This is a genomic window from Paenibacillus sp. FSL R5-0912 (assembly GCF_000758605.1).
GTDB lineage: Bacteria > Bacillota > Bacilli > Paenibacillales > Paenibacillaceae > Paenibacillus_AQ.
In genome coordinates this window covers 669648-695849 of sequence record NZ_CP009282.1, presented here as the reverse complement: position 1 = coordinate 695849, position 26202 = coordinate 669648, and the positions used below count along the sequence as shown (strand labels likewise).

At 52.9% G+C, this 26202-nt stretch carries 23 protein-coding genes and 1 pseudogene; 7 read left to right on the top strand and 17 right to left on the bottom strand.

Going from position 1 to position 26202, the window contains the following annotated elements; translation table 11 throughout:
* Window positions 1-114: 114 nt before the first annotated feature.
* A complete protein-coding gene (locus tag R50912_RS36155; protein WP_052415944.1) occupies window positions 115-2331 on the bottom strand; it encodes a helix-turn-helix transcriptional regulator in 2217 nt (738 codons plus the stop codon).
* A gap of 167 nt (window positions 2332-2498) precedes the next feature.
* On the bottom strand, window positions 2499-3248 hold the full coding sequence (locus R50912_RS03065; RefSeq protein ID WP_042232357.1) for an IclR family transcriptional regulator: 750 nt from the start codon (window positions 3246-3248) through the stop codon (window positions 2499-2501).
* Between the two features lie 348 nt (window positions 3249-3596).
* Between R50912_RS03065 and R50912_RS03060 the strand changes: the two genes are divergently transcribed.
* Window positions 3597-4592 carry an alpha/beta hydrolase gene (locus R50912_RS03060; RefSeq protein ID WP_042241442.1) on the top strand — a complete coding sequence of 332 codons (996 nt, stop codon included), beginning with the start codon at window positions 3597-3599 and terminating at the stop codon, window positions 4590-4592.
* A 203-nt stretch (window positions 4593-4795) separates the two neighbouring features.
* Window positions 4796-5977, top strand: coding sequence for a Fe-Mn family superoxide dismutase (locus R50912_RS03055; RefSeq protein ID WP_042232355.1), 1182 nt, complete (start codon window positions 4796-4798; stop codon window positions 5975-5977).
* An 87-nt stretch (window positions 5978-6064) separates the two neighbouring features.
* Here R50912_RS03055 and folE read toward each other — a convergent pair whose 3' ends face one another.
* The 5 genes and pseudogenes from folE to R50912_RS03025 all read right to left on the bottom strand — a co-directional run bounded on the left by folE (window position 6065) and on the right by R50912_RS03025 (window position 10122).
* On the bottom strand, window positions 6065-6658 hold the full coding sequence (gene folE / locus R50912_RS03050; RefSeq protein WP_039308661.1) for a GTP cyclohydrolase I FolE: 594 nt from the start codon (window positions 6656-6658) through the stop codon (window positions 6065-6067).
* A gap of 54 nt (window positions 6659-6712) precedes the next feature.
* Window positions 6713-6964, bottom strand: coding sequence for a YneF family protein (locus R50912_RS03045; protein ID WP_042133331.1), 252 nt, complete (start codon window positions 6962-6964; stop codon window positions 6713-6715).
* A 101-nt stretch (window positions 6965-7065) separates the two neighbouring features.
* Window positions 7066-8837: pseudogene (gene queG, locus R50912_RS03035) on the bottom strand (tRNA epoxyqueuosine(34) reductase QueG).
* A 38-nt stretch (window positions 8838-8875) separates the two neighbouring features.
* Window positions 8876-9493: a signal peptidase I gene (gene lepB, locus R50912_RS03030; protein ID WP_081956359.1), complete on the bottom strand. Its 618-nt coding sequence runs from the start codon at window positions 9491-9493 to the stop codon at window positions 8876-8878.
* Window positions 9494-9702: 209 nt separating this feature from the next.
* Window positions 9703-10122 (bottom strand): GNAT family N-acetyltransferase, encoded by a 420-nt coding sequence (locus R50912_RS03025; RefSeq protein ID WP_039308670.1) that lies wholly within the window; start codon window positions 10120-10122, stop codon window positions 9703-9705.
* A 469-nt stretch (window positions 10123-10591) separates the two neighbouring features.
* On the opposite strand from R50912_RS03025, the gene R50912_RS03020 reads away from it, so the two are divergent.
* Window positions 10592-11200: a superoxide dismutase gene (locus tag R50912_RS03020; protein WP_039308673.1), complete on the top strand. Its 609-nt coding sequence runs from the start codon at window positions 10592-10594 to the stop codon at window positions 11198-11200.
* Between the two features lie 164 nt (window positions 11201-11364).
* On the opposite strand, the gene R50912_RS03015 is transcribed toward R50912_RS03020, so the two are convergent.
* Window positions 11365-12231 carry an SDR family oxidoreductase gene (locus tag R50912_RS03015; RefSeq protein WP_042232348.1) on the bottom strand — a complete coding sequence of 289 codons (867 nt, stop codon included), beginning with the start codon at window positions 12229-12231 and terminating at the stop codon, window positions 11365-11367.
* Between the two features lie 221 nt (window positions 12232-12452).
* Here R50912_RS03015 and R50912_RS03010 point away from each other — a divergent pair, with 221 nt between their 5' ends.
* Window positions 12453-13046, top strand: coding sequence for a TetR/AcrR family transcriptional regulator (locus R50912_RS03010; protein WP_042232345.1), 594 nt, complete (start codon window positions 12453-12455; stop codon window positions 13044-13046).
* A 163-nt stretch (window positions 13047-13209) separates the two neighbouring features.
* Here R50912_RS03010 and mutY read toward each other — a convergent pair whose 3' ends face one another.
* Both mutY and acpS read right to left on the bottom strand, forming a co-directional pair.
* Window positions 13210-14550, bottom strand: coding sequence for an A/G-specific adenine glycosylase (gene mutY, locus R50912_RS03005; RefSeq protein ID WP_042232343.1), 1341 nt, complete (start codon window positions 14548-14550; stop codon window positions 13210-13212).
* Window positions 14551-14687: 137 nt separating this feature from the next.
* A complete protein-coding gene (acpS, locus tag R50912_RS03000) occupies window positions 14688-15080 on the bottom strand; it encodes a holo-ACP synthase (RefSeq protein WP_042232341.1) in 393 nt (130 codons plus the stop codon).
* Between the two features lie 166 nt (window positions 15081-15246).
* Between acpS and R50912_RS02995 the strand changes: the two genes are divergently transcribed.
* A complete protein-coding gene (locus R50912_RS02995) occupies window positions 15247-16065 on the top strand; it encodes an alpha/beta hydrolase family protein (protein WP_042232338.1) in 819 nt (272 codons plus the stop codon).
* A 112-nt stretch (window positions 16066-16177) separates the two neighbouring features.
* Here the strand turns inward: R50912_RS02995 and nadE are convergent, their stop codons facing one another.
* The 3 genes from nadE to R50912_RS02980 all read right to left on the bottom strand — a co-directional run bounded on the left by nadE (window position 16178) and on the right by R50912_RS02980 (window position 19160).
* A complete protein-coding gene (nadE, locus tag R50912_RS02990; protein ID WP_042232337.1) occupies window positions 16178-16987 on the bottom strand; it encodes an NAD(+) synthase in 810 nt (269 codons plus the stop codon).
* Between the two features lie 125 nt (window positions 16988-17112).
* Window positions 17113-17547 carry a BrxA/BrxB family bacilliredoxin gene (locus R50912_RS02985; RefSeq protein ID WP_042232334.1) on the bottom strand — a complete coding sequence of 145 codons (435 nt, stop codon included), beginning with the start codon at window positions 17545-17547 and terminating at the stop codon, window positions 17113-17115.
* A gap of 176 nt (window positions 17548-17723) precedes the next feature.
* The gene (locus tag R50912_RS02980) at window positions 17724-19160 is read right to left on the bottom strand and encodes a two-component system sensor histidine kinase NtrB (protein ID WP_052415943.1); all 1437 of its coding nucleotides are present in this window, start codon (window positions 19158-19160) and stop codon (window positions 17724-17726) included.
* A 445-nt stretch (window positions 19161-19605) separates the two neighbouring features.
* Here R50912_RS02980 and R50912_RS02975 point away from each other — a divergent pair, with 445 nt between their 5' ends.
* Complete coding sequence (locus tag R50912_RS02975; protein ID WP_042232331.1) at window positions 19606-20874, top strand: BaiN/RdsA family NAD(P)/FAD-dependent oxidoreductase; 1269 nt, start codon at window positions 19606-19608, stop codon at window positions 20872-20874.
* A 79-nt stretch (window positions 20875-20953) separates the two neighbouring features.
* On the opposite strand, the gene R50912_RS02970 is transcribed toward R50912_RS02975, so the two are convergent.
* Both R50912_RS02970 and R50912_RS02965 read right to left on the bottom strand, forming a co-directional pair.
* Window positions 20954-22222: an ABC transporter permease gene (locus tag R50912_RS02970; protein ID WP_197073029.1), complete on the bottom strand. Its 1269-nt coding sequence runs from the start codon at window positions 22220-22222 to the stop codon at window positions 20954-20956.
* The gene (locus R50912_RS02965) at window positions 22201-22944 is read right to left on the bottom strand and encodes an ABC transporter ATP-binding protein (protein WP_042232325.1); all 744 of its coding nucleotides are present in this window, start codon (window positions 22942-22944) and stop codon (window positions 22201-22203) included. Before R50912_RS02965 ends, R50912_RS02970 begins: the two co-directional genes overlap by 22 nt.
* Window positions 22945-23346: 402 nt before the next feature.
* On the opposite strand from R50912_RS02965, the gene R50912_RS02960 reads away from it, so the two are divergent.
* Window positions 23347-23814, top strand: a complete 468-nt coding sequence (locus tag R50912_RS02960) for a MarR family winged helix-turn-helix transcriptional regulator (protein WP_039309924.1) — start codon at window positions 23347-23349, stop codon at window positions 23812-23814.
* Between the two features lie 125 nt (window positions 23815-23939).
* Here the strand turns inward: R50912_RS02960 and R50912_RS02955 are convergent, their stop codons facing one another.
* Both R50912_RS02955 and R50912_RS02950 read right to left on the bottom strand, forming a co-directional pair.
* Window positions 23940-25445 carry an MDR family MFS transporter gene (locus R50912_RS02955; protein WP_042232323.1) on the bottom strand — a complete coding sequence of 502 codons (1506 nt, stop codon included), beginning with the start codon at window positions 25443-25445 and terminating at the stop codon, window positions 23940-23942.
* 18 nt (window positions 25446-25463) lie between these two features.
* Window positions 25464-26033 carry a GNAT family N-acetyltransferase gene (locus R50912_RS02950; RefSeq protein WP_042232321.1) on the bottom strand — a complete coding sequence of 190 codons (570 nt, stop codon included), beginning with the start codon at window positions 26031-26033 and terminating at the stop codon, window positions 25464-25466.
* Between the last annotated feature and the right edge of the window lie 169 nt (window positions 26034-26202).

The following is a 26202-nucleotide window of genomic DNA, read 5'->3' as shown; positions in this document are numbered from 1 at the left end:
ATTAAATTTTAAATAGTCCACCTGCCTTCCTGCAGCATATGAATGCAAAAATCCCCTTTCAGCCGAAAGGGGATGGATATCCATATGGAGCAAAGCAGTTAAACCGGCTAATGATCAGATCTCGATGCGCTCAGAGTCGAGTATTCTTTTATAGACCAGAGCAATGATCTGTGAACGGTCCGTTACATTCATTTTGGTGAAAATACGGCTTAGATGATTCTTAACGGTATGCTCGCTGATAAATAAGGCACTGGCAATTTCCTTATTCGTCTTGCCCAGAATAATCAATTCAAGCACTTCCTCTTCACGCGGCGAGATTCCCCATTCTTCCTTAGGTGTCTTCAGTGCAGCGTTGTTCAGCAGCTTGACCGCCGATACCTTTCTCCTCATTGGTTGAGCATCCGAGCGGCTGCGCAGAAACGATTGAAGGGCTGATTGCGGCTCACTGTCAATCTCCCCGACAATGTACTCATCCAGACTGTAGCGGGAGGGTTCCAGCCATTCCAGCTCCGGTTCCGCAAGCTTATCCCTATCCGCATGTTTGGCGGTATGATGAAGCACAAGTGCCAGCAGCTGTGCGGGCAAAGAAACCGACGGCTTATCCATCTTGAAATAGAAGGATGCCAATTGATCCACCTGCTTCAGCAGAGCTATCTCTTCCTGATAGAAGCCGTATCCCTGCAGAAATTCAAGTTTGAACGGAGCCAGCAGACAGGCGTTTCTCATCCGTTCCGCTTCCCGTTCCGGCAGACCGGTGTAGCGGGCAAGCTCATGCGCCATTGAAGAGGCATCCAGCGACATACTCTCCAGCTCAGGATTGGTGCTCCCCAGATAATCCCGGGTATGCTGGAGGAATACCCCCGCCTGCTTCACAAGCCTGCTATCCTTCTCGATGAGCCGGATTGCCGTGCTGGCCAGACTGGCTAGACAGCTCGCGAATGTCAGCCATTCCTCTGCTTCACTGCGGCGTCTGAAGCCTACCGCCAGAATTCCTTTGAATACCTTCTCGGCAATCAGCGGACATTCCAGCAGCACCTGCTCCTCGGCATCCTCGTTAATAATAGCGGAGGAGAGAAAGGCTTGCGGCGAATACCGGTCCCCAATCTCCTGGACATACTGGGCAGCAGCCTCCGGGCTCCAGCCCTTGGCATGATGGCTGCTTCCTGCTGCCTCCTCAAAGTAGACGAGTACAGATGAAGGATAGAACGGCATCCCCATAATGATCTCGAGCAGTTGAATACCCAGCTCCTGTGATGATGTGGTCTGCGGCAGCAGGCACGCGGCCTCTTTAAGTCTCAGTGTAGCATCATTACGCAGGGTTTCGCGCTGCCTGAGCTTCTCCCCGCGTGAGGATAGCCCAAGCAGAGAAGCAACCATCTGGTCCTGCTGGGCGTGGTCCTGCAACTGGCGGATTTCACCAAAGCCCACAGCCAGCAGCAGCGCTTTTTTGCCGCTGTGAATCTGAACCGGATAACATGACAAATACTCCGGCTGCGTAATTCCGCGCTGGGTGAAGAATAACGATCTCGGATCTTTGGCAACGCCCTGCCAGTGCCGGGGCTCCCTGCCGAGAACAGCTTGTCCCAGAAACCCGTCCCCCTGCTGGAACTCGGCATTCATCAACAGATTCGCTTCTTTGCCGGCGGAATATTTCACCTTATACCTGCCTGCCTCTTCCTCTTTGGCAAAAGCATATAAATCGGCATCCGAGAGCCTTCCTGCCATTTGCTGCAAAACATCCTCAATCTTCAGAAAGTCTGTTTCCAGATTGGAGAGCAGCTGTGAAACCACCATGCCGCTTCTCTGCGCCAGGGGTTTGAGCACACAGCCCGCCAGTAATTTAGACATTATGTTTCCAAGAACGGCCAGTTTGCCCCTGATCTTACCGATATGCTCCCGGCTAAGCTCAGGCATGGCAAGCAGTTCAGTCCGTAACTCCTCATAGTGGGGGTGAATCCTCATTTTGGCCTCAAACGCCTGCAGTACAAGCTCCCGGGTCCCTTCTTCCATGTATAGGCCCGACCACAAATAATAAGTCTGTCCATACTCGGGAACCAGCGGACTGACCACATACTTTAGCCCGGGAACCCATTCTTCCAATACAGCAGGATGCGATAAGGGACCCAGTCTGAGCAAAGCCGGCTCGAAAGGGCGCTGCGTCTCCTGCAAAGAACTGAACATTTTCTGATAGAATATTCCGTAAAGCGTTGGACGGGTTATTACATTCCCTGCCTGATCCGTAAGCACAATAGCCTGACTCGTGACAGAACCGAACGTATCCTGGAGCTCTTGAATTTCTCCCATCAGTGAATCGGGTATTACAGCTTTCATCCCATCACCTCATGCTCTGGATTACATTTCATAACTTTTAATAATTGTAACTAATATTTTTTAATAATAGTTCATTTTAACTAGATACACAATGGAACTGGCAGGCCTGGTTAGCCTCTATTTACTATAATTACCCCCTTGCACGGCATTTAACGGGAAGCGCCGTTTCAGCCCATCATCAGACCCATTTCAGCTGCAGCCTCACCCAGTATCACTGCATAATCCTCCAGCGTCTCCCGCGAAAGCCGGCTGACCGGACCGGACAGGGAGAGTGCTGCAACCACTCCCCCGGCACGCCCGGTAATAGGCACCGCCACTGCAGCCGCACCCGGCTCGCGTTCCTCGAAGCTGGTCGCATACCCGCTGCGGGTGATTTCCTTGAGCTGCTCCAGATATAGGCTCCGGTCTACAGCTTCAGGCCAGGCCGGGTCGGCCAGCAGCCGGACCTGCACTTCCGGAGGCGCGTAAGCGGCCAGCACCTTGCTCGATGCGCCTACAGAGAGGGGCAGCCTTGCGCCGATCTGTGCCACCCGGCGGATTGCCTGCCGGCTCTGCACAGCCTGGATGCGCACGCGCTCCAGATTGTCGCGCAAATAGAGGCTGACCGTCTCTCCCAGACGGTCACGCAGCCGTTCCATCGCCGGCAGCAGCAGTACCGCTGGTTCATTCAGCGTCGGCAAATGCGTTGACAGCTCCCAGATGCGAATCCCCAGCCGGTATTTCTCCGTGCCCTCATCACGCTGCAGGAAGCCCTTCTCTTCAAGCGTAGTCAGCAAGCGGTGTACCGTACTTTTATGCAGGCCAATCTTGGCGGAAATCTCCGTCAGACTGAGGTCATAATCATTATCCTGAGTGAAGCACAGCAATATATCCAGCGCACGTTCTACGGCGCGTACAGTCAGTTTCCGGTCTTCCACCCTGATCTCCCCCTCACGTGTTTCACCTCTTGAAACCCGGTTACATTATTCTTCAGATCCATTCTATCTTAGTGCAAAAGTCCGAAAAAAGTCCAGCATATTCACTGTACGGTAAAGAATGGGCCGCAGTTTACAGTTACATTACAAAACCGCTCAATTCATTGACTTTGTAAGGGCATAACCATACGATTAAATATATGAAGTATTTATGCTATTCAAACTTAAGCTTATGCTTCCCAAGCAGTTACACTGCAAAGTAGTCTCATAGGAAGCGGATGTTCCACAAAACTTTTAGGAGGGGACCTTATGGATCTTGTAACAAGTCACCCCGGCTCGCCGGTCTCCCGTATGCCTAACGAGGATAAGCCTAATTCCATACCTATTATTTCACTGCGGATGATACGCGTTAAGCATATTGTCGTAGCTCTGCTGTTATCTGTGTTCTTCTTCTTATTATTCTGCTTCATCGCCCTGCACGGCTATATAGCTTGGGTGCTCTCGAATCCTACTGTAGCCCCCCTCTACTCTAACCCTTATCTTGCCAAAGGGCTGGCGTATGAGGAGATCACCTTTCCGGCAAAGGACGGCAGCCGTATCATGCAGGGCTGGTATATTCCTTCAGAGGGAGCCAAGAAGACCATTGTCTTCAGCCATGGCTACGGTGCTAACCGCGAGGAAAGCTGGGTTCCCATGTACGACCTGGCCCATTATGCGCACAGCCTGAAATTTAATGTGGTCATGTTTGATTACGGCTTTGCTTCCAAGATCAATAAGGATATCGCTACCGGCGGCAAAAAAGAATCCCAGCAGCTCCTTGGGGCGATTGAATATGCCAAGGACAAGGGGGCAAACGAAATTGTAGTCTGGGGCTTCTCCATGGGCGCTGGTACCGCGCTGCAGGCGGGTCTCGTAACCAAAGACGTGGATGCAATGATTCTGGACAGCACCTTCCTGCTGGAGCCGGATACACTCTATCACAATATCAAGCAGAATATAGATCTTCCCCGCCAGCCTTCACTGGAGATTATGGAGCTGTTGTTCCCGGTATTGAACGGTACAGGGCTGAATCAGATTCCCTATTCCAAGGTGAAATCCGAGGACTATCCGTTCCCGGTACTCTTCATGCACGGTACTATGGACGAGAAGGCCCCTTATCCGATTGCCGAAGAACTGGCCGCGAACCAGACCAACCCTTACTCCGACTCATGGATTGTGGAGGACAGTCATCATGAGCTGCTGTTCCGTGAGCATCCGCGCGAGTACCTGCGCCGTGTCTCAGCATTTCTCGGAAATGTCCAGCTGGCCCGCATCAGCGGGGACAACGGAAGTCAGGCCAGCAAGTAACCACAAGTAGAAACAGAAACGTTCTATACCTATATTGGATTGAATAAGCATGCGCAGCTGTATTTCCTTATACATGCTGTGCATGCTTTTTTGGGGTTTGCTCACCATTGTGCCTTAGGCCACAACGAATACCGTTACATAAGCGCACTCTCCCGGTCATATAATGAAGCGTTGAAAATTCAGGACGGGGGGGACTGCATGCTATGCAATATGTATCCGGTGCGCCGCTGCCAGTGCACATTCTAGGGGAAATCGCTTTCTGGAAAAAACAAGAGAAGGAACATGCCGAGGTTCTTATCCAGCTTACTCCAAACCTGGAGGAGCCTTATGTCAAGCTGCTCCAGGAATGGACAGTTGTCTTCCTGGCTACGGAGCAGGCGGCGTGTCACCTGCTCCGTAGCCCACAGGCTCCGGCCTACGGCGGTCCGGGAAGCCTTACCGCCGAAACAGAGCTGCTGCTTCATACAGCCTGCAGCCAATCCAGTGAATTCATCCGCCAGCTGAAGGCTATGGTCGAGGCTAGCCAGGCCATGAGCGTCTCCCCTCTGGCCGGTGTCGTAGTGAAACATTTTATCTGCGAATCGGAGTATTTCCTTGCCGTGCTTACGGCCCTCACCGCCCCGGGATATGGCGCCGGCGCCGGGATGATGCGGCAGAGCCCTCTAGAGCAGGATGAACCGGCTGCTGTGCCTGCGGTGTCCCTAAGTGAAGATCCTCCCCAGGAAACGGCTCCTCTGTGGGAAGCCCGGGAATTAGGGCCGGTCCCGATCGGCGGGCACACACTGCCCCCGCTCCCTTATGCTTATAATGCGCTGGAGCCGTACATTGACGAGAAGACGATGATTATTCATCACGACAAGCACCACCAGAGCTATGTAGACGGACTCAATAAAGCAGAGATTAAATTGGCGGAAGCCCGGAAGAACAACGATTATGATCTCGTTAAACACTGGGAGCGGGAGCTTGCCTTTAATGGGGCGGGCCATTATCTGCACACGATCTTCTGGAACGTCATGTCCCCGCAGGGCGGAGGCCGGCCATCCGGAGCACTGCTGGATGCCATTATACGCAGCTTCGGAAGCTACGATGCCTTCAAGGCCCAGTTCACTGAAGCGGCCAATAAAGTGGAGGGCGGCGGATGGGCTATCCTGGTCTGGAGCCCGCGCAGCCGCAGGCTGGAGATTCTGACTGCTGAGAAGCATCAGAATCTGTCCCAATGGGATGTTGTTCCGCTACTGGCGCTGGATGTATGGGAGCATGCCTATTATCTCAAGCATCAGAACAAGCGCGCGGATTATATCCATGACTGGTGGAAAGTCGTGAATTGGCCTTACGTAGCCGAGCGGTACAGCGCCGCCCGTAAGCTGGTATGGCAGCCTTTTTGAGGTCTTTCCCCAAAAAAGCCCGGCGGCCACTCGAAAGTGGCCGCCGGGCTTTGCCTTGCACAAGTCAGGGAATATTAGTCCCGCGTACTATTCTTTGATCAGAGCAAGAAACTCAGCCCGGGCAGCAGCATCCTCTCGGAAAGTGCCCCGGGTTGCCATGGTTACTGTCTTGCTCCCGGGCTTCTTCACACCCCGGGCACACATACACAGATGCTCTCCTTCGACAACCACCATAACACCGTGCGGATTCAGCACCTCGGTCATGATGTCGGCGATCTGGGCAGTAATGCGCTCCTGCACCTGCAGGCGGCGGCTGACCGCTTCCACGAGCCGGGCCAGCTTGCTCAGTCCGGCAATCCGCCCGCTGGGGACATAGCCAATATGCACTTTGCCGAAGAAAGGAGCCATGTGATGCTCGCACTGGCTGTAATAGACGATATCCTTCACAATGACAAGCTCTTCATGAGACTCGTCAAAAGTAACGCCTAGCGCTTCGCGCGGATCAATCGAATAGCCGCCAAATATCTCTTCATACATCCGCGTGACTCTAGCCGGTGTTTCCAGCAAACCTTCGCGGCTGGTATCTTCACCAATCAGTTCTAATATTTTCTCAACATGATACTCGATTTGCTCACGGTTTACAGAAACCTTCCCGTTCATGTACTCCTTGATGCTCCCCATGAAATCTCCCCCTTCCGCACCACCAGCTGACTCTTATCTATTTCTCTATCCTGATTATTTCTTCTTGCGGGCCTGTCCTTTGGCTGCCGCAGGCGCACGCCCCGGCTGATTGCCGTTCTTCATCATCTGCTGGGCACGCTGCATTTGCTTTCCGTTCAGGTTATATCCCATTTGCTTAGCAACCTTCTGCAGCATTTCGGGATCATTCTGCATCGTTGTCATTTGTCTGCGCAGATAATACACACCGATAAAGAATCCGCCGATCAGACCTACAACAAGCGTAATAATAGGCAATGCAATATTCATCTGTAATCCACCTTTGTACTCTATTGTCTGGCAATGCCCTTAAGGCACGCGAATCTATCATAGCATTTCAACAACTGGACAGCAATTGGCAAATCCCGTGATCAGAAGAGATAGGTGCCGCTTGTATCAGGCCCCGCCTGCTCCGCTTCCAGCTGCAGCAGCCGGCTTTTGATTCCCAGGCCTCCGGCGTAGCCGACGAGCGAGCCTCCGGCACCTATAATCCGGTGGCAGGGTACAATGACCGGAACCGGGTTGCGGTTATTGGCCCCGCCAACAGCGCGTACTGCCTGCGGATTGCCAATCCTGACCGCAATATCCTTATAAGAGGCGGACTCCCCGTAAGGCACGCTGAGGAGAGCTTCCCATACCTGGCGCTGAAAATCCGTTCCGCGCGTATCCAGCGGCAGACTGAAGCTCTGCAGCTCCCCGGCGAAATACGCTGCAAGCTGCCGCTCCGCCTCGGATAATCTCCTGGCATCCGCATAAATCCGTGCAGCGGGTCCCAGCTGCGCCTTCACCCAGCCTGCGATAGTGTCCGAGTTCGCATCATAGGTGCCGAACTTGATCATGCATAGTCCGGAAGCTGTAGCGCATAGCGTCAAAGGGCCAATGATTGAATCGATCTCCTTATAATAGAGCGAAGCTTCCGCCCCTTCGCTGCTCTCTAGACGGTGATTCATTCTCCTTCCGCCTCCTTCTGCCCCAGCAGCTTGTCCTGTGCCCGGCTTAGCATTCCGCGCACCGTAACGTCCTCTTCCTTCTGCAGTGCCTGTTCCACGGCTGTGAGGGCTTCACTGCCGCCGATGCGGCTTAGGGCCCAGGCGGCAGTCCCGCGCATCTCCGGCCGCGGCTCCTGCAGCAGAATCTCGGTCAGCTTCGGTACGGCAGAAGCTTCCTTGAAATTGCCAAGCGCGATTACCGCATTGCGCTGGATAGGCTTTTTGCCCCGCCATGCAGCTGAGCTGCTGCCGAATTTCTCCTTGAACTCACGATTGCTCAGATCCAGGATCGGCATCAGCAGCGGCTTCACGATCTCCGGATCAGGCAGCAGCTCCGGGCGGTGATTCCAGTTCTTGCCGCGGTTATGGGGACAGACAATCTGGCAGGTATCGCAGCCGTACAGCCGGTTCCCGATCTTGGTCATATAGTCCTCACTGAGGAACCCTTTGGTCTGTGTCAGGTAGGATATGCAAGCCTGGGCGTTGAGTTGTCCCGGACCGACCAGTGCGCCGGTAGGACAGGCGTCGATGCATTTCGTACAGTCCCCGCAGCCTTCCTGCACCGGCTGATCCGGAGGCAGCGGTATATTCGTCACCATTTCCCCGAGATAGATCCACGATCCCCATTTGGGGGAGATAATCGCGCAGTTTTTGCCGCTGAACCCGATGCCCGCCCGCTCTGCAACCGCCCGGTCAACAAGAGCGCCCGTATCCACCATACTCTCCAGTACGGCATCCGGAATACGCTCGCGGATGAAGTTCTCCAGCTTCGCCAGCGCTTCACGGAGTACATGATGATAGTCCTGCCCCCACGATGCCCTGGCCAGTATACCTCTGCGTGCTCCGGGTTCGGACTTGGGCGGTTCCTCCATTTTGGAGGGATAGGCTACAGCAATTGCAATAATAGAGAGCGGCTGCTCTCCCGACTGCAGCGCCGGAACCGTCCGCTTGTCCAGATCCGGCTCCTCGAAGCCCGAGTCGTATCCGTTGTCCCTATGTTCCTGAAGTATATTTTTTAAATATAAAAACGGCTCTGCGGTGGTGAACCCGATATCGTCAATACCGAGCGCCGGCGCAGCAGCCTTGATTGCAGCCTTGAGATCCTCCCACTTGGAAGGCGGCGGAGCATAAGGTGACTGGAAGTTAGAATTCATTTCCGCCTCTCCTTTATTATTAGGTCTATACAAATCCCTTACAGGATTCTCATCTTAGCTACAGGCCACCAGATCAGGGATGCCTTCCCCACGATACTCTCCTGTGCAACGGCGCCGAAATAACGGCTGTCCTTGCTGGCCCCGGCATGGCGGTTATCCCCCATCACAAAGTAGGTACCTTCCTGGACAGTCAGCTGACTGAAATCCGGGTCTTGAATGGCCGTATCGATATAAGGCTCATCCACTACTTTACCATTAACGTAAAGCTGCTGGTCCTGAACTTCCACGATATCCCCGGGGATACCAATAATCCGCTTAACCAGGTACTCCTTACGGTCCGGACCTGTACTGGGGTCATGCAGAACAACAATATCGCCCCGGCCCGGATTCCCGAAGCTCAGTGCAATCTTATTAATAATCAGCTTCTCCCCTTCATAGAGGGTTGGCTGCATGGATTGGCCAATCACAGTAGACACATTGAACACAAATATATTAAGCAGTGACATGATCGCGAATACAATCCCCGCAGTGATGATCCACTCCCGCATATCCTTAAGCCAAATTCTTCTCGATTCCCGCTTGGATTTGTTATGGGTGACTGATCTGTATCGTTGTTTGCGGCTCCGCATGAATTCTTCTTCAAGCTCCCGGTTCATAGGCCACCTACTTGCTTCGATTGGGTTTATAAGTCCATAACAATAGAAAAGCATATCTTCCGCCCATTTGCAATGCAATGGACACTGGGAAGATATGCTTTAGTATAATGAAACAGACTATGCAGGTGTGATCTTATTCTAAAGTACAGGCTGCAATAGTTCTCTACTCTACCAATTGTTTCCGCTTACAGCACCGTTTCAAAAAATAATTACCCGACAATGCTCAGCTTGCGTACAGATTTGAAGATCTGGTCCTCACCATAACCCATGGCCTCATACAGCGGCAGTGCGAAGGAATTATGCTCATCAACGGCTACATAAATACCGCTGACCTTGCGTGCCTGGAATCTGTGTTCCATCGCCGATACGAGACTCTTGCCGACTCCTCTGCGGCGGTATTCAGGATGGACGGCAATGCGGAAATAACAGCCGTGGTTCTTCTCAATCGTACCAATCAGTGCGCCGATGATTTCTCCTTCATCCTCTGCAACTACAATGAGATCTGAATCCCATGAAAGCTGCCTGGAGAAGGGCTCGATCGTGCTCTCGAAACATTCTTCCGATAATGCGGTCTGCAGCAATTCAGTCACTGGAGTAACGTCGCTTAATTGAAAGGAACGAACGTGCATACTTAAAAGTCTCCCTTTTCTATGGCTTAGAATTTTACAAAAAGAAGGAGTTTCCATAACAGTGTAAAGAGGAAAAAAGCATCAAAAACCGAGGAATACCTGCTTTTAAATCTATTAAAACACACTTTTCTCCCGATATCATCAATTTTCTTTTGAAAGCGCTTGATATGAAGCGTTTTCATTGAATAAAAGTTCATTTTTTCATGATTAAGGAAATTATCGCACTCTCTTAAGAAGTTTTATAACTTTAACACACCCATAACATTTGTAGTGAACTATAGATGAAAAAACACTTTATAAACAATAATGTTTGTTTAATGTTGCATTATTGTTCCAGATACGGTTTAATAATAAGTATCTCAACGGATATATAACCTATAAGCCACATCGGAAATAAGGGGTTTTGACGTCAAGACCGCCAAAATTCTTTATCTATACAAATTCTAATATACTCAGGAGGGATTTTTCCATGGCATTTCAATTACCGGCACTTCCTTATCCAAACAACGCTCTTGAACCACACATCGACGCTTTGACGATGGAGATTCATCACGACAGGCACCATAACACTTATGTGACGAACCTGAACGCCGCACTGGAAAAAGCACCTGAACTGCAAGACAAGAGCATTGATGAGCTGCTGACTGACCTGAACGCTGTACCTGAAGCTATCCGCACTGCTGTTCGCAACAACGGCGGCGGACATGCCAACCACACCTTGTTCTGGGAAGTTATCGGACCGAACGGCGGAGGCGCACCCACTGGCGCTCTGGCTGCTGCAATTGACAGCGAACTGGGCGGATTCGATAAGTTCAAGGAAGACTTCGCTACTGCAGCTACTACACGCTTCGGCAGCGGCTGGGCCTGGCTCGTCGTGAAAGACGGCAAGCTTGCTGTAACCAGCACTCCTAACCAGGACAACCCGGTCAGCGAAGGCGCAACTCCAATCCTCGGCCTTGATGTATGGGAGCATGCTTACTACCTGAACTACCAGAACAAACGTCCTGACTACATCAAGGCGTTCTGGAACGTAGTGAACTGGGAAGAAGTCGGCAAACGTTACGAAAGCGCAAAATAACGAATTGCGGCTTTGATGCCGCAGCATCATGGTATAAAGAAAAACCGGGAGCACCCTTGTGGGTGGCTCCCGGTTTTTTGTGTTTTGGGGGATGAAGCAGGAAGTATCTTGCAAGGTTTCCAGACCGTCCTCTGACCCTAATTATAGATTTCCACATCAGCAAATCAACCGTGTTGATGAGAAATTGACTCTTTCAAGAGCTCTCTAATATTCATCGGGGGTCGTCCGATCAGGTTAGACAGTGTGGTACTCGCTTGCGCGAATTCTCCATTCCGGCTCGCAAGAAACATCCCCATGAGCATGTTAGCCCTATCCTCAGGTTGACCTTGGGATTTTAAATGGTCCTGATATTCTTCATCCGACACAACAATTCGGCGTAGTGGGCGGCCGGTAATCTCCGAGGCAATAGTCGCGAGTCCATCCATATCCATCGCCTCGCAGGCCGTAAGATTAGGAGTTAGGCCGTCGAATTTCTGCTCCATTAGGATAGCCGCCGCAGCTTCGGCCAAATCGGGGTGAGATGTCCAGGCAACCGGACCGTCCTCAGGAGTAATCAATTCCCCTGTCTGGATTGCTCTTCCGATCAACATCCCCGCTAATGTTGCGTAAAAGCCGTTACGTAGCGACGTGTAGGCCATACCTGAAGCTTTCAGTAATTCTTCTGTTGCAGCATGGTTGAGCATAGGGGGAAAGTACGAGTTCGGGGAAGAACCTATGTGACTTGTGTACAGCACCCGACCGGCACCAGCCTTCTTTGCCGTTTCAATCGCTGTTTGATGTTGACGAATCCCTCCCTCTCCCATGATGCCGGACGATACGATGAGAACCTGTGATGCTCCTTCGAAGGCGTGGAGAAGACTATCGGCATCGTCGAAATCACCCTGACGGACGCGAACTCCACGATCCTTAAGATCCTGTGCCTTATTCAGATCCCGGACACTCACAGCAATCTGCTCGGCCGGAGCACGCTTAAGCAGCTGCTCTACCACCGCCCTGCCCAATTTTCCGTTGGCTCCTGTAACAATGATCATGACAACACTCATCCTTTCTTTACTCACACGAATGGGTCCATCAAACTGATGATAATAATGCAGTGTTGTCTACACATATAAGGGCGTGTAAAATACACTTTATAAAAAAAGTATAAGAAAACTGTGCATTTTGGACTACCAGCAAAAGGGCCTTTTCGTTGCCTTAGCAACATTTCATGTAATTTTGTTGGTTTTAGGTTCATCAATAAGGGAGGTAGAGTATGATTGTGAACCTTAACGATCCTCGAGTAAAACGAACGCGTCAATTATTAATGCAGGCCTTCACGGAACTACTCGATCAAAAGAGGAATATCTACTCTATTTCTGTGCACGATATTACGACCAGAGCGACAGTTAACCGCGCTACCTTTTATGCCCATTTCGAAGATAAGTTTGCTTTTCTCGAGAACTGGATGCTGGACAAATCCCAAATCATCTTGAAGAAAAGATTACCCCACGAATCAAAATTTACTTTCGACTGTCTGCCAACCCTCATCCAAATCGTATTCGAATTTCTTACCGGATTTAGACAGCATATAACTCCAGGAGACAAGCAGTTTGAACCGATGTTTGAGATCGCAATGCAAAAGGAAGTTCATCAGCTCCTGCTCAAATGGTTAAGGGAGGATGCCGTTACCGGGGTTTCGCAAGAGAAACTGGAGGCTACATCTCTAGTCATAAGCTGGGGCATATTCGGGTCGGCCTTGCAGTGGAGCCGGAACCCCCAAGGTCGCAAGGCGGAAACAATGGTAAAAGAGGTTTTAGAGGTTGTAGGGGCCAGTTTGGCACCTGTTTTGGAACGAAGAACGGAATAAGGACCGTGCAGGAAGGCATCCTCATTCTGCACGAATGGCAAGAGGGATCTGATAAGCAAACAACAGAGTGAAAAAGGTTAGAAGCCCCTTCCTGTTACTACGGAAGGGGCTTCTGGGAAATTCAATTACCGTTACTTGTGGTACGGTTCAGCAGATGAGGGCCTCAGTTACCGGACTTCCCCACCTGCTCATCGAAATAAGCGTTGAGCAGCTTGAGGAACACATTGGGAAAGGCGTAATTCGCCATATCGCTGCGACTGATCCAGCGTACTGCACCTGCGTCCTCGGGATGGCCGCTTCCGTCCGCGAACCGCTCCGCCGGGACGGGCTCTTCCGCGAACAATCCTGCGGAGGAGGACGGTTCGGGCGGCACCGTGCCGGTACTGTAAACGCCGGCCGCAGCTTCGGCAGCGCCAGAAGCGGCTGCACCCGTGGACTCAGCTGTGCTGGCTGCGCCGTACGGGGCCCGCCCTTCCGCAGCCAGCGGCAGGGCCGCTTCTTCCCTGCAGCGGTACACCTGCAGGGTCCAGACAATATGGCTGAATGTATGCTCCGCAGCCATCCAGTGCCCCTCAGGCCGGGCGAAGATCCCGGCCTGAAGCAGGGACCGGCGCAGCCGGTCCTGCGCTGCCGTCTCCGGCAGCAGCGCAGCGGAAGCGCCGCCCTCCGCAGGCGGCGCCGGCCAGTGCGGCAGCTCCCACATGCGGGCCAGGAGCCCGCTGGATGGCCGCTGCCGGATGAGGACCCGGCCCGCGTGCTCGCCGCGGCCCTCTATCAGGGCTGCCAGCCGCTCTTCCGGGCGCGGCGGCTTGGCCTTGGTCTTGACGGGCAGCGAGGTCTCGCAGCCCGCGAGGCGCGCTGAGCAGTGCTCCATCACCGGGCACAACAGACAGCGCGGTGATTTCGGCGTGCAGATCAGCGCGCCAAGCTCCATCAGCGCCTGATTGAAGTGCGAGGCTTCCCCTTCGGGAATCAGCTCTGCCGCCAGGCGCTCCATTTTGACGCGGGTGGGGCCTTTGGCGATATCATCCTCAAGCAGGAAGTATCGGGACAGCACCCGCATCACATTGCCGTCCACAGCGGGCTCCGGCCGGTTGAAGGCAATGCTGAGAATAGCTCCAGCCGTATAAGGCCCTACTCCCTTAAGCCCGAATACGGCATCGCGGTCATTGGGAACCTGCCCGCCATACTCTTCCTTCACCTGCTTCGCGGCATGCTGAAGATTCCGGGCGCGTGAATAGTAACCAAGCCCCTCCCAGCACTTCAGGACATCCTCCTCCGGTGCATCGGCCAGTGACTCCACCGTAGGGAAACGCTCGATGAACCGGTTGAAATAAGGAATGACCGTATCGACTCTTGTCTGCTGAAGCATAATCTCCGAAATCCAGATGTAATAAGGATTGCGGTGGCGCCGCCACGGCAGATCCCGCTTCTGCCCATGGTACCACTCCAGCAAATTACGGCTGAAATAGGACTTGGCTTCCTGCTGCTCATTTGTAGTCATCATTAATCTCCTTGCTTCTATATTGAATGTATCTATATTCCGCGATAAGCAGGCTCGTCCCCTTATTGCGTATGGTTTCCCCCGTATAAATACCGCTCTGCGAAGCGGCAGGGCAGGATTCGGCACTCCGCAGCAGCTTAGTTTACCTGCTCCACTACGGCAAAAGCTGAAGCCAGATCCCCGCTGTGTGTAATGGCCAGATGGATGACAGGGCGGCCGCCCGGCAGAAGCAGCCGGTCCCAGGCCGCCTCCGACAGTGAAACGACCGGTTTGCCCTGGCTGTCCGGCAGAATTTCAATATCCTGAAATCCCACCTTCGCGCCGATTCCGCAGCCCAGTGCCTTCACTACTGCCTCCTTGGCGGCAAAACGCCCCGCAGCGAATTCCGCTGCCTTACCCTTCCGCCCTGCGGCCAGCTCAAGCTCACGCGCTGTAAGAATGCGCTGCAGAAATCCGTTTGCTTGTCCGCTTGACAGCAGAGCCGTAATCCGGCGGATTTCCAGCACATCATTTCCGATTCCATAAATCACTATATCCACTCCTTAGCTGGACAGGCAATATGCAATTACTGTAAAAAACCGCCCTATCCTTACCTGCTTTAATAATGGTATGATCTTCTTGAACATTATTCATAAACATTATAAATAATACAACCTTCAAATCCGTTTCAGATTATATAGAGAGGGGATTTACCCGATGACCCGTAATTTCCAATTGCCCGCAGGAGAAGATGCTGTACTCCGCTGCTCGCATTTCCCCGCCCGGGATAAGGCTAAGAGCCTGATTGTTATCGCCCACGGTTACAAGGGGTTTAAGGATTGGGGGATGTTTCCTTATGCTGCGGCAGCCCTCAGCCAGGAGCATGAGGTCATAACCTTCAACTTCTCACATGCCGGAATCGGCGAAGATCTGCAGAATTTCACGGAGCTTGAGAAGTTCGCCCGCAATACCTATACCCGTGAGATCAAGGATATGGAGATCCTGCTCTCTTATCTCAGCCAGCACCACAAATTCGGCAGCCTGCCGTTATTCCTGCTGGGCCACAGCCGTGGCGGCGGAGACAGCCTGCTGTATGCGCTGGACCATCCGGGAGAGATCACCGGAGTGATCTCCTGGAACGGCATTACCGACCTCGACCTGTTCACGGAGGAACAGAAGATTGAGATGAGGCGCAGCGGCCGGACCCATGTGCTTAATGGCCGGACCGGCCAGCAAATGCCGCTGGATGCCGTATTGCTGGAAGACCTGGAACAGCATGCCGTGCGCTACAACCTGCTGGAACGGATGACAACGGCCAGCTTCCCGGCGGTTCTTATTCAGGGAAGCCAGGACAGTGAACGGCTGCGCCGGGGATCAGAGCAATTAACGGAGCTCCGCCCGGATATCCGCTGGGTGCAGATTCCCGGCGGCAATCACACCTTCGGAACCGTGCACCCGTTCGAAGGAGCTACCCCGCAGCTGGAGGAGGCAATATCCGCCTCCCTGGAGTTTATTAACCAGATCCTGGCCGGCTAAGCTTACAAGTTAGGCAGCGCCTCTCCAGCATTACTATATGAAAGCCAGAACCGCCGGGAATTCTGCGAAATGAATGCAGCTTCTCCGGCGGTTCTTTTATTCTTCTGACTGCTTATATTCCAGGGATTGCATCCCGTTTATGCCCCGTTCTGCGGTAGTAGGCTTCAAGCTTCCCGGCGACCTCGGGAGATACCGCTTTGCCCTCCAGATAGTCACTGTTGTCATCATAGGTGATCCCAAGCTCAGTTTCATCCGTCTGGCCCGGCCAGAGGCCGGCTGTCGGTGCTTTGGTCACGATATCGGCCGGTACTCCAATCGCCGCAGCCAACTGCCGCACCTGCCGTTTATTCAGTGAAGACAGCGGTGTAATATCAACCGCACCATCGCCCCATTTGGTATAGAAGCCGGTGATGGCTTCAGAGGCATGGTCTGTTCCTACTACCAGCAGATTGTTCTCGAAGGCTAGTGCATACTGCATAACCATCCGCGTTCTCGCCTTCACATTTCCTTTACCCTGATGGGTGATGTGGCGGTGCTGTCCCAGCGCCTTCAGGCTATGCTCTACCTCCAGCGCGATCTCGTTTACAGCTTCTTCAATATTAGTCTCTACCGTATGCTTCAGCTCAAACGCCTTGGCCACCGCGTAACTGTGCTCAATATCCTCCTGCTCGCCGTAAGGCTGGAATACACCGAGTGTAATATACTCTTTGCCTTCCTCTGCCGTCAGCTCGTCCGTAGCCTGTTTGCATAGACCCGCAGCCACTGCACTGTCCACTCCTCCGCTGATTGCAATCAGCAGCCCCCTGGCACCCGCCTGCAGCGTATATGCTTTCAGGAAATCCACACGTTTGCGCACTTCCGCTCCGGTATCAATCACCGGCTTAACTCTCAAGGCCTTAATAATCTCTTCCTGGATTCCCACTTCACACACCCCTTTTCTCATATCTTGATCTGTCCGAAGAGACTCAGGTGCCTATATGTTCAGAAAAAATCCCGCATGAGCCTAGCCTCCGGCTGATGCGGGAATATCCCTAACAGAAAATGAGCTTACTGGCACAGACGATTGAAAACTTCCTTCAGCTCAGCAGCAATTTCAGCAGCCGAACGGTCTTCAACGCCGTGACGTTCGATGAAATGAACAAGCTCGCCGTCCTTCATCAATGCAATGGATGGTGAAGATGGCGGGTACGGAGCAAAATACTCACGCGCCTTGGCTGTAGCTTCCTTCTCCTGGCCGGCAAATACCGTGAACAGGTGGTCGGGGAGAATTTCGTTCTGCAGCGCCTGGGCTACACCTGGACGGCATTGGCCGGCGGCACAACCGCAAACGGAGTTAACGACCACAAGTGAAGTTCCCTTAATGGCTGGAAGAGTTGCTTCAACTTCATCCGGAGTCAGCAGCTCCTGAAATCCGATACTCGTCAGATCATCGCGCATAGGCTGAATGGAATCCTTCATATATTGATTAAAAGACATGGACATTTCTCTGCACTCTCCTTTACCCTTTGAATAGTTGTCAGAACCCGGATAACATCGCCGCGTTACTGTACTACTTGCTAACTTTATTATACATACATACTCAGTGAAAGCAAGAGAAGCAGCCTGCCTCCAAGCCGTTATCCGGCAGCGCTATATGGCATAGTTCGAGCCTTGAATCCCTAAGAATAGACTTCAATCTCAGCGGGTTCCTTCTCGGGCTCAAAGGGGATCGTAACGATGACCGAGGTTCCTTTTCCCACTTCGGATTCCACATGAATGGTTCCGTTATGCCGTTCGGCGATACTTAAGCACAGCGGGAGCCCAAGTCCTGTACCCTGACTTTTGGTTGTGTAGAACGGGGTGAATAATTGCTTCAGCTGGCTCTGCGGAATACCGCTTCCCGTATCCGTGATGATCAGCTGCGCGGTATCTTCCTGCTCACAGGTTTCCAGCGTCAGCACACCCTTGGCGTCCATCGCCTCCATGGCGTTGCGGGCCAAATTAAGAATCAGCTGCTTGATCTCCCTGACATTCAGCCGCAGGGGCGGCAGTGACGGGCTAAGCTTCAGCTCAACACTCTGGCCGCGAAGATTGGCATCTGCCCAGATTAAGGGGGTAAGCTCTTCCAAAATCAGCTCCAGCTGGACCATCTCCTTTTCCGATACCCGGCTCTGGGCCAGTGACAGAAAGTCATTGATGATACTGTTGGCCCGGTCCAGCTCTTCCATAACAATATGATAGTAGGAGTGCAGGTCCTCCGGACTCTTCTCCCGCATCAGCTGCAGAAATCCGCGCACTACCGCCATGGGGTTGCGGATCTCGTGGGTAATCCCGGCAGCCATCTGCCCGACCAGTGTCAGACGTTCAACATTATCAAGCTCGCTGCGGATTTTCTCCTCTTCCGTAAGATCCTGTATAATCATGACAATGCCGCCCGGAACACCGGACTCATGCTTTAGTGGCGCAGTAAATATATGATAGGTCATGGAATCATAATTGATCTTGGCATTGGAGCGCTGCTTGTTCAGCAGAATTCCCCGTAAGCGTTCATAGATTTCCCGATCCATGCTTTTACCGAAGACCTGGTCTGCCGGCTGGGATAATATAATCTCTCTGGTTAAATGGGGGTAATGGCGCTGTATCAGGCTGAGCATATATTCATTCAGCTCTGTCACATATCCGTTGTCATCAAACGACATAATATTCAGCGGCACCACATTGGTAATCTGCTGCAGCTTCTCCGATTCCCACTGGAATTTCTCGGAGATTCCTTTCATCCGTTCCTTGACCTGCAGCCTATCCCAGGCCGTTTCAATATATACAATAAACAGTCCGCCCAAAATAACAGCCGTTAATAAATACACCCCTAACAGAATCGCTTCAGTGGGGGGTGTGTTAAGAATAATATGCCCTTGCATCCTAGGTGCAATTACAATGAACAGCATACTGGGAAATAAGGCGCCCCACAGCATGCCGACTTTATGGATTAGGGTGGCATGCTTAAAGGGCTTGGCCATCCCAAACAACAGTGGATAGAGCAGGCCTCCCGTATTTAATATGAGATGTTCAAATCCTGAAGGAACCGAGAATAGTGCAGTGCAAAATATGAAATACATTGCCAGGTAAGCTCCTGAACGAAAAGTCCCGTACAAGATCCCTATATACGCCGGAAGGATAGCCAGATTCAGATACACTACTCCGAACATTGTAGTCGACAAGGCCATACACAATGTAACCCCGAGTGCACAGCATATTATCAGAAAAGTCTGGTCATCCGGAAATCTGCGGTTTCTGCGTGTGAAATGGCCCTGATCTAAACGCCACTGAAACAGAAACAGGAAGGTGCACGCAGCCGATATTTGCAATAAAATATCCTTAACCGCATGAGTAATTGCAATCACTCCCCAATTTGGACAATATACCCTATCCCCTTAGATTAAAGCACAACCGCGCACTCCTGACAACGACAAACACATCAGATTTCTCCGGGCCTGGCTACACTCCGGCTGGAATGGTATGATGCCGTTAGAAGAGTGTTGCAACATGTAAAGGAGCAGAGTTATGAGTAATTATGATGTAATCGTCATTGGAGGCGGACCGTCCGGGTTAATGGCCAGCGTAGCCGCAGCCGGACACGGGGCGGCTGTATTATTGGTTGATAAAGGTGCCAAGCTGGGGCGGAAGCTGGGCATCTCAGGCGGCGGGCGCTGCAATGTTACTAACATTAAGGAAACTGAAGAGCTGATCGCCCATATTCCGGGCAACGGCCGATTTTTATACAGCTCGTTCGATCATTTCAACAACCGGGATATTATTGAGTTCTTCGAAGCCCTCGGTATCGCCCTGAAGGAAGAGGACAACGGGCGGATGTTCCCTGTATCGGACAAGGCTGCAAGTGTTGTCTCCGCGCTGGTTGGCAAAGTGCGCAGTCTTGGGGTGCAGATTATGACAGACAGTCCGGTGCGCGAGGTTATCTATGAGGACGGTGCGGTCACGGGCGTACGTCTGGAATCGGGAAAAGCCTTCAGTGCCGGGGCCGTTATTATCGCTACCGGCGGCAAATCCGTGCCGCAGACCGGCTCTACGGGTGACGGCTATCCGTGGGCCGCTGCTGCAGGACATACGATCACGGAGCTATTCCCGACGGAGGTCCCAATCCTTTCAAGGGAGGAATGGATTAAATCCGGTGAGCTGCAGGGCTTATCCCTGCGTGACGTGAGTCTTACGGTCTGGAATCCCAAGGGCAAGAAGGTGATCTCCCACCGCGGAGATATGATCTTCACTCATTTCGGGCTGTCCGGCCCGATCGCCTTGCGCTGCAGCCAGTTCCTGCGCCAGGTTCAGAAGAAATCAGGTATAGATACCGTAGAGTTGTCTATCGACCTCTTCCCCGACCTGACTCTGCAAGAGGCAGAGAACCTGCTGCTGAATAAGCTGGAGCTGGAGCCCAAGAAGGCCATCCGCAATTCACTGAAGGGCCTGCTGCCTGAGCGCCTGATTCCGCTGCTGCTGGCCAAAAGCGGACTGGACGGTGAGGTTACAGGGCATCACCTGCCGCGGACCGGTCTTCAGGCACTGGCTGCCTTGCTGAAGCGGATGCCGGTACTGGTCTACGGAACGCGTTCCCTGGCGGAAGCTTTTGTGACTGGCGGAGGGGTGAATCTGAAGGAGATTGATCCGAGAACAATGGAATCAAAACTAACGCAGGGGCTGTATTTCTGCGGCGAGATTCTGGATATTCACGGATATACCGGGGGCTATAACATTACTGCAGCCTTCTCGACCGGATACACAGCCGGCAAACATGCGGCCGCGCAGCCGCGCGGATAAGCAGCCGCTGCGGTTCCCGGGCTCATTCCTGTAAATAAATAAGCCTTCCTCCAGGTTACGGAGGAAGGCTTATTGTATGTTATCTGGCAAACCGCATGACACTGAATATACGGGCGATCCAGATGGCTGCCGCAGCGCCTACCGGTATAAAGAGCAGGAGCCCCCACCAGCCATACACGGGGATGCAGACAACGGCTGCACTGAGGACTGCAAACGGCATTAATAGAATCGGCATAGCCTTGGAACCGGCATCCGCCTTCTGTGCTTTGGTGAACGGCAGAATACCGATGTAGTCATCGCCGGAGAACAGCAGCCAGAAGGAAGACAGCCAATACGCCATCAGTGTAGTCAGGATGGCAAACAGCAGCCACTTCAGAACCACCGGCACAATAAAGATGGCCACAAGCGCCACGCCGGTAAACGACAAATACAGCTTGAAATGGGCCGGATTGCGCAGCATCGCTTTGACCGCTGCCGCCGAGAAGCGGCTCTCTGGTTCCTTGGAGGCCAGCAGCGGCTGCGATTTGCGGAAGATCCACGGTTTATACCTTGTAGGCCGCGGCTTATCCAGTACACCGCGCAGCAGAATGGCCGCTATCTTCATCCGCTGCTTGTAGTCTTCGCGCACATCGTTCATGAAGGTGCCGCGCAGCCGCAGACGGGCCCTGAACACTATGGCTGCCATCACGGCGAATCCGCCAGCAGCAATGAACAGCAGGACGGGGCTATCCTTCCAGAGGATTGCCAGACGCAGATAGACTCCGCAGGGCACCGTGACAGCCGGAATCAGCCACAGCCAGCGGCGGAAGCCCTGCCGCTGTACCTTAACGATATGGCCCAGCAGCTTAACGGACCAGCTGCAGGTTACCGTCAGCGCGAGCAGCCCGTAGGCCCCTGCCGCACTGACTCCGAACCCTTTGATTAGAAACGGCAGCAGAACGGCAACAGCCGCCCCCATCTTCAGCGTGGTTACCGCAAGGCTGTAGACCATTCCCCGCAGGATAATGGTGCTGATCCAGTTCTGCCGCTGTCTAAGAAACAGCGAGTCACCTTCCTGCAGCAGCAATACGATTCCTCCAGTAGCCAGCAGAATGGCCAGCAGCGCAGGTACGAGCAAATAGGGGACAGAGCTGATCCATGCTGGCTGCTCCCCGTTCCAGTAACCATAGTAGAAGCGTCCGCCTAGCAAGCCTCCCGGGATAATAATATACAGCAGGACGGTCCAGTCCACAGCTGTACGGATAATAGTAGACTGCTCACGGAAGTGGGAAGCCAGCCGGCGCCGGAAAAGAGCCGCAGCTGTAGGAAACGCAAATGAATTCCTGCTCATGTTAATTCGTCGAAGCAATCAAACAACGACCCCTCCGGCAGCCCTGCATCTCCGCGTATACCTTCCAATGTGCCCTCGGCAGCAATTCTGCCGCCGGAGATCAGTATGAAGCTGTCACAGATTTTCTCCGCTGTATCCAGAACATGCGTAGACATCAGCACACCGGCTCCACGTTCGCGCTCCGCCTCAAGCAGGCGCAGGAAATCCTTGGTTGCCCGGGGATCAAGCCCGATGAACGGCTCGTCCACGATATAGACATCGGGCTGGACCAGAAAGCCCAGCATCAGCATCATCTTCTGCTTCATGCCTTTGGAGAAGCCGGCAGGCAGATCATTGCGTACGCCTTCCATGCCGAACTGGATCAGCAGCCGCTCCGCTGTAGTTTCAAAGGTTTCATAGCTTAAACCATAGGCTGCAGCCGCAAGATCAAGATGCTCCCACAGCGTAAGATCCTCATAGAATACCGGCTGCTCCGGTACATAGGCGTAGGATTTGTTCTCGCCGCCCAGCTTCACCTTGGCCTTGGCATGCTTCAGCAGACCGAGCAGGGTCTTGATCGTGGTGCTTTTGCCTGCGCCGTTCGGTCCGATTAATCCAAGCAGCTCGCCCTTACGCACCTGAAAGGAAATCCCTGATATCCGTATATCTCCTGCTTCATAACCGGCTTCCTCAATCACAACATCAAGCACGACATCCTCATCGTCTTCACGCTCTTCGTAATAATTCGTAATCTGGTTCATATGACTCTCCATCTCCTAGGCAATCGTTCATAGTAATGCGATCATAACACCATAGACGGGTCTATGCTGCAAAAAATTTCACCACCGCTATCTGTCAGCGGCCTGGTCTCTATCCCCATTATACGAATTACCGGGGACAGACCTCAAATCCGCGCCGGATACCGCTATTTCCAAGCCTGTGCTACAGCTTTGGTACGATCACCATGTGAAAATCGTGTCAAATCCGCAGCAGCTATGCACCTTCAAAAAATTGTTTGATTTTTAATAATTAAAAGTGTGCTTATTGTGACAAATGACATGTTCTTCATTCTTTGTTTGAAGTAATGTAGAGCTAGATCAAGAAAAGCAGTATTCCAAACCGTGCGGGGAAGCCCGTACGATTAACAATAGAGGTGGAGAAGCATGATACAATCTTATGAACGCGATACTCAATTGACACTGCATTTGTACAGGGTTTTTGCCAAGTCTTTCAAGAGCATTAACGAACACGCCGTTACTGGCAGCAAGATTGAAGGTTTCAATCCTACAGCCTTCGCCGTTATGGAGGTCCTCTATTATAAGGGGGCACAGCCTATCCAGCAGATCGGCGCCAAGCTGCTGCTGCAGAGCGGCAACGTTACTTACGTAATCGACAAGCTGGAAGAACGCGGCTACCTGCAGCGCAAGCCCTGCCCGAGTGACCGACGTGTGATTTTTGCCGAGTTGACTGTAGAAGGCGAACGCCTGATGAACGAGATGTACCCGAAGTATTCGGAACGCCTGCATCTGGCTTTCAGCGGACTGAGCGATGAAGAAAAGGAACAAATGATTATTCTTCTGAAGAAGATGGGCCTGCAGGCTGAGAAGCTCTCCCCGCTTCCACGCAAATAAGCGCAGTTAAGGCAGATATGGTTGTGAATCTATTCACTAACCTGCATGATATAAAGATAACAAAGCGGCAGCGTAATCCGGATGGATGGCGCTGCCGCTTTGTTATGAACAAGCAGGATTGAAGATTACGGCTTGGACACGGTACTTCCCTCTTGAATGGTTGGCAGCCCTTTATTAAGCCCTGCAGAAATAACCAGGGAGGCCACAGCAAAGACCGCCATCACAATGAAGAGCGAGTGCAGGCCGCTCTCCAGCGCGCCGTGCAGACTGCCCCAGGCCTCAGCAGACAGGGTACTCCCGCTATGCGGGTTAAGCAGTTGGTTGATATCAGCCCCTGTAGCAGCAGCCCCAGACTGTTCCGCCAGCTTCCTGTCGATATTGTAGTTCAGCCACGACCCGAAGATCGCCACCCCCACCGTCTGTCCGAGTGAACGGGTGAAGGTATTCAGGGCCGTTGACGCACCGCGCTGCTCATGCTGTACAGAGGATTGCGCGATAATCGTAAAGACTGTAGAAGCATAACCAAAACCTACGCCGCAGAACAGCATCAGAATCAATAGCAGCAGCTGGGACGAATCCCCGTTCATCAGAGTCAGCCCTACCGCTGCAACAACAATCAGCGACAGCCCTAGCATCCCTGTACGGCGGGTACCCGCGCGCAGAATCATTCTTCCGCCAGCGATAGAGCCGAGCATCCAGCCCACCGACATCGGGGCGAGAAGCAGGCCCGAGAGGGCCGCGCTTTTGCCGAAGACGCCCTGCACCCACAGCGGTACGTACGTAGACAGCCCAATAATTAAGGTGCTGACCAGCAGGTTAGCTCCTGTAGAGACAGCGATATTGCGGATAGAGAAGAGCTCCAGCGGCAGCATTGGCTCGGGAGCACGGCGCTCCACGAACAGGAACACGGCCAGCAGCACAGCAGCCCCCGCTAAGATAGCCAGCAGCAGCGGAGAGTTCCAAGCCAGACTCTGCCCTCCCGCCGTAAGACCAAAGAGCAGTGCTCCCATTCCTGCCGCGAACAGCAGCACTCCAGCCACATCAATTCTCGTCTTGCGCCGGACCTTCTCTTCCTTGAGATACCGCGAGATGAATATAATAGATAGCAGCCCAAAAGGCAGATTAAAGACAAACACCCAGCGCCAGCTCAAATAATCAACCACGTAGCCGCCAAGCAGCGGTCCTACGAGGGAGGAAATCCCCCATACCGAGCTGAGCAGCCCCTGAGTCTTCGCCCGTTCCTTAATGCTGTAGATATCCCCGATAATCGTAAAAGTCATAGGAATGAGCGCACCCGCCCCGATCCCCTGTATCCCCCGGAAAATAATCAGCTGCTGCATACTCTGTGAAATCCCGCATAACAGCGAGCCTGCCAGAAAGACCACAGCCCCGCCAATGAATACAGGCTTGCGGCCAATCAGATCACTTAACTTGCCAAAAATAGGTGTCGTAACGGCCATAGCCAGCAGATAAGCGGTGAATATCCAGCTGAGCCACTGCATTCCCTGAAAATCGCCGACAATGGCCGGTCCCGCCGGTCCCGTGACCGTCCCTTCGATTGCAGCCAGAAAAGTGGCCAGCAGTACTCCAATTAAAATTAACTTGCGTTCAGTTTCACCAGGTGACTTCAATGAATCCAAATCCTCTCTCTATGTTCTCAGGGCCTGCACTTTCTCTCCTTGCAGCAAGGAATACATCCTTACATCCTGATAGCCGGAAGCCGTATGCCGGTACTGCCGAAGCAGCCCCTCCTGCCGGAAGCCGAGCCTTGTAATCAGCTTCTCAGCCCGGATGTTGTCAGGATGGCATAAGGCTTCAATCCGGTTCAGCCCCATGCTGCCGAAGCCGAAGTCCAGCATAAGCTCCAGCGCTTCCCGCATATACCCCTGACCCATGGCGGCAGGTGACAGCTCGAAACCGATCTCCCCCCGGTAAGCACCCTCAAGCTGCCAGTGATTATAGCCGCAGCTTCCGATAACCTCCTCATCCAGCCCCAGAATACTCCAGCGTATGCTTTCTTCTTCCAGGGCCATCTGTGCCAGCAGAGCAATCAGTGCTCCCGCTTCTTCTGCAGAGGACAAGAAGGGGGCGTCCAGCCAGGGCGCAACCTGGGGATGGCACCAGATCTTAAACAGCGCTCCTGCATCTCCGGCAGCCATAGCCCGGAGCCGCACTCTCCGGCCGGTTAATTCCGGAATGACTCCGCCACATGTATACATCTTCCCGCCCCCTTTCATCCTAATAAGTATACATCAGGGTGTAAGCATTCCCTTAAGCGAAATCTAACATGAATCCGAATTCCACACAAATAGCGCCTGCTCCACGCGGCTTGCTCCCGCGCGATCAGACGCTGTACGTTTCCTGAACATGAATGGTTACTTGATGTAG